This window comes from Stenotrophomonas pictorum JCM 9942 (assembly GCF_001310775.1).
Taxonomy (GTDB): Bacteria; Pseudomonadota; Gammaproteobacteria; order Xanthomonadales; family Xanthomonadaceae; genus Stenotrophomonas; species Stenotrophomonas pictorum.
On the sequence record NZ_BAZI01000369.1, the window covers coordinates 1 to 2,588 of the forward strand.

General features: G+C 66.0%; 3 protein-coding genes and 1 pseudogene. 1 reads left to right on the plus strand and 3 read right to left on the minus strand.

Features of this window, described 5'->3' with window-relative positions; all coding sequences use genetic code 11:
* The 3 genes and pseudogenes from JCM9942_RS13800 to JCM9942_RS13810 all read right to left on the minus strand — a co-directional run.
* Positions 1-441, minus strand: a pseudogene (locus tag JCM9942_RS13800) (potassium-transporting ATPase subunit B); the annotation flags it as partial.
* A gap of 8 nt (positions 442-449) precedes the next feature.
* A complete protein-coding gene (kdpA, locus tag JCM9942_RS13805) occupies positions 450-2,168 on the minus strand; it encodes a potassium-transporting ATPase subunit KdpA (protein ID WP_054660390.1) in 1,719 nt (572 codons plus the stop codon).
* Positions 2,169-2,179: 11 nt separating this feature from the next.
* Positions 2,180-2,272 carry a potassium-transporting ATPase subunit F gene (locus tag JCM9942_RS13810; protein ID WP_054660392.1) on the minus strand — a complete coding sequence of 31 codons (93 nt, stop codon included), beginning with the start codon at positions 2,270-2,272 and terminating at the stop codon, positions 2,180-2,182.
* Positions 2,273-2,346: 74 nt separating this feature from the next.
* Here JCM9942_RS13810 and JCM9942_RS19690 point away from each other — a divergent pair.
* Positions 2,347-2,588 (plus strand): hypothetical protein (locus JCM9942_RS19690; protein WP_218185498.1); only part of this gene is annotated, 242 nt, incomplete at its 3' end.

A 2,588-nucleotide genomic window follows, 5' to 3' on the forward strand; every position in this document is an offset into this window, starting at 1 on the left:
CACGAACTCGCCGGCACTGACGATCACATGGTCGCCCGGGCGCAATTCGGCAGCCGGCACACGGCTTTCGGCCGCGCCCTGCAGCGGCGTGGAAACACGCCGTGCGACCAGGTCCTGGCGTGCACGGCGCAGCGACGCGGCTTGACCACGACCACGCGCCTCGGCCACGGCTTCGGCGAAATTGCCGAACAACACCGTCACCAGCAGGATCGCGGTGACGGCCAGACCGAAGCCCAGCGGCGCGGTGCCGCTGAGGGTGACGGTCAGCGCCAGCACGGTGCCGGCCATCACCACCGCCATCACCGGGTTGTGCAGCAGGTGCAGCGGCGACAGCTTGCGGACCGAGTCGAACAGCGCACGGCGCAGGTCGGCTGCATCGAGCACGGCGGGGCGGCGCGATGCCGCAGGAGAAGATGCCACAGGAGAGGCGGAGCGGTTCATGGGGGCGTTCACGGTGAGGGGGCTCCCTGCAGGGCCAGCAGGCTCAGGTGTTCGGCCACCGGGCCAAGCACCAGCGCTGGCAGGAACTGCAGCACGGTAAGGACGATGACCACGCAGATAAGCGTCAATGCGAAGGTCGGGGTTTCAATCTGCAGGCTGCCGGCGCTTTGCGGCACCTGCCGTTTGGCGGCCAGCTGGGTGGCGATGACCAGCGGGATGATCAGGATCGGGAAGCGGCCCAGTGCCAACACCAGCGCACAACTGAGGTTCCACCACACGCTGTTGTCGGCCAGCCCTTCAAAGCCCGAGCCGTTGTTGGCATAGGCCGAAGTGAACTCGTAGAACACCTGGCTGATGCCATGGAAGCCGGGGTTGGAGGTGCCGGCCAGGCCAGGCATGGCCAGCGTCAGCGCGGTCAGGCCGAGCAGGGTGATCGGCTGCAGCAATACCAGCACCGCGAGCAGGCGCACCTGCGGCGTTTCCAGTTTGCGGCCCAGCAGTTCGGGTGTACGTCCGGTCATCAGGCCGGCCAGGAACACCGCCATCATCAGGTAGACCAGGAACTGCTGGATGCCGCAGCCGATGCCGCCCCAGATCGCGCTGACCAGCATGTTGACGATGGGCATCATCCCGCCGAGCGGGCTCAGCGAGTCGTGCATGCCATTGACCGAGCCGTTCTGCACCTGGGTGGTGATGGACGACCACAGCGCCGTGCCATCGGCGCCGAAACGGGTCTCCTTGCCTTCCATCAGCAACGCACTGGCGGCGCTGGCGCTGTGGCCTTCCAGCCACAGGCTGGCGCTGGTGGACAGCACCGACATGGTCAGCATGCAGCCGAACACCAGCGCGCCAAAGCGCCGCCGGCCGGTGAAGCTGCCGAGCATGCAGATGATGGCCATCGGGATCAGCAGGATGCCGATCAGCTCCAGCGCATTCGACAGCGGGGTCGGATTTTCCAGCGGGAAACTGCTGTTCGGGCCATACCAGCCGCCGCCATTGGCGCCGAGCTGCTTGGCGGCGACCATCGCCGCAACCGGGCCGAGCGGGATTTTCTGCGTTTCCATGCCGGCGGTGGCATCGATCGGCGTGGCCTGCGGGCCGGCGGCCAGCGTGGAAGGCACGCCCTGCCAGTTCAGCAGCAGTGTCCACACCAGGCACAGCGGCAGCAGGAAGCGCAGGCACAGGCGCACCACGTCGGCGTAATAGTTGCCGACTGTGACGCGCGGCGAGGCATTGCCGCTGTCGTTGCCGGCCGGTTTCATGAACAGGGCACGAAGCGTTGCCACCGCCAGTGCCAGCCCCATCATCGGAGTGATCACCTGCAGGCCGGTGATGCCGGTCATCTGCGAGAAGTAGGACAGCTGCGCCTGGCCGCTGTAATGCTGCTGGTTGGTGTTGGTCAGGAACGACACCATGGTGTGCAGCGCGGTGTCCCAGCGCAGGTTGGGGATGTTGTCCGGGTTCAACGGCAACCAGGCCTGGGTCATGAACACGGTCATGGTCAGCACCGCCAGCACCAGGTTGCTGATCAGGAACGCGACCACATAGCCGCGCCAGGACATGGAATGTTTCGGGTCCACGCCGAGCACGCGGTACAGCGGCTTTTCGATCCAGTGGAAGAGGACGTCGATACGCATCGGCGTACCACGCATCAGCCGGGCCAGGTACAGGCCCAGCGGCCAGGCCAGCGCCAGGCTGGCCAGAATGATGAGGATGGGTTCAATCACGACGGCGCTCCTCAGAACGACTCGGGTCGAAGGACCGCGTACAACAGGTAGGCAGCGGCAATCAGCACCACTACGCCGCACAACAGGGCAAGCCAGCCGGGCATGGAAACCTCGAATTCAGGACGCGCTCCGGTTGGGCCGGAATGGCGCGTGGATGGAGGGCGGGGAGCAGCCTGCAATGAGCCTGATCCCCGGTCAGGTAAGACATCGTCCTTCGGCAGGCCATAAACGCGCGACGGCGCGGACCGGATGGTGGCGTAAAAACGGCATAAAAATGCGTGTGCCAGGTGGCGCCATGAACCTCGCCCGTCGCCAAGCGGGGCGGCGGGTGTATTGCCACACCCATGAAAAAAGCGACCCGGAGGTCGCTTCGTTCTCGTGCCTGCGGCGCTGCCCGCTCAGCCCTGGGTTGGCGCGGGT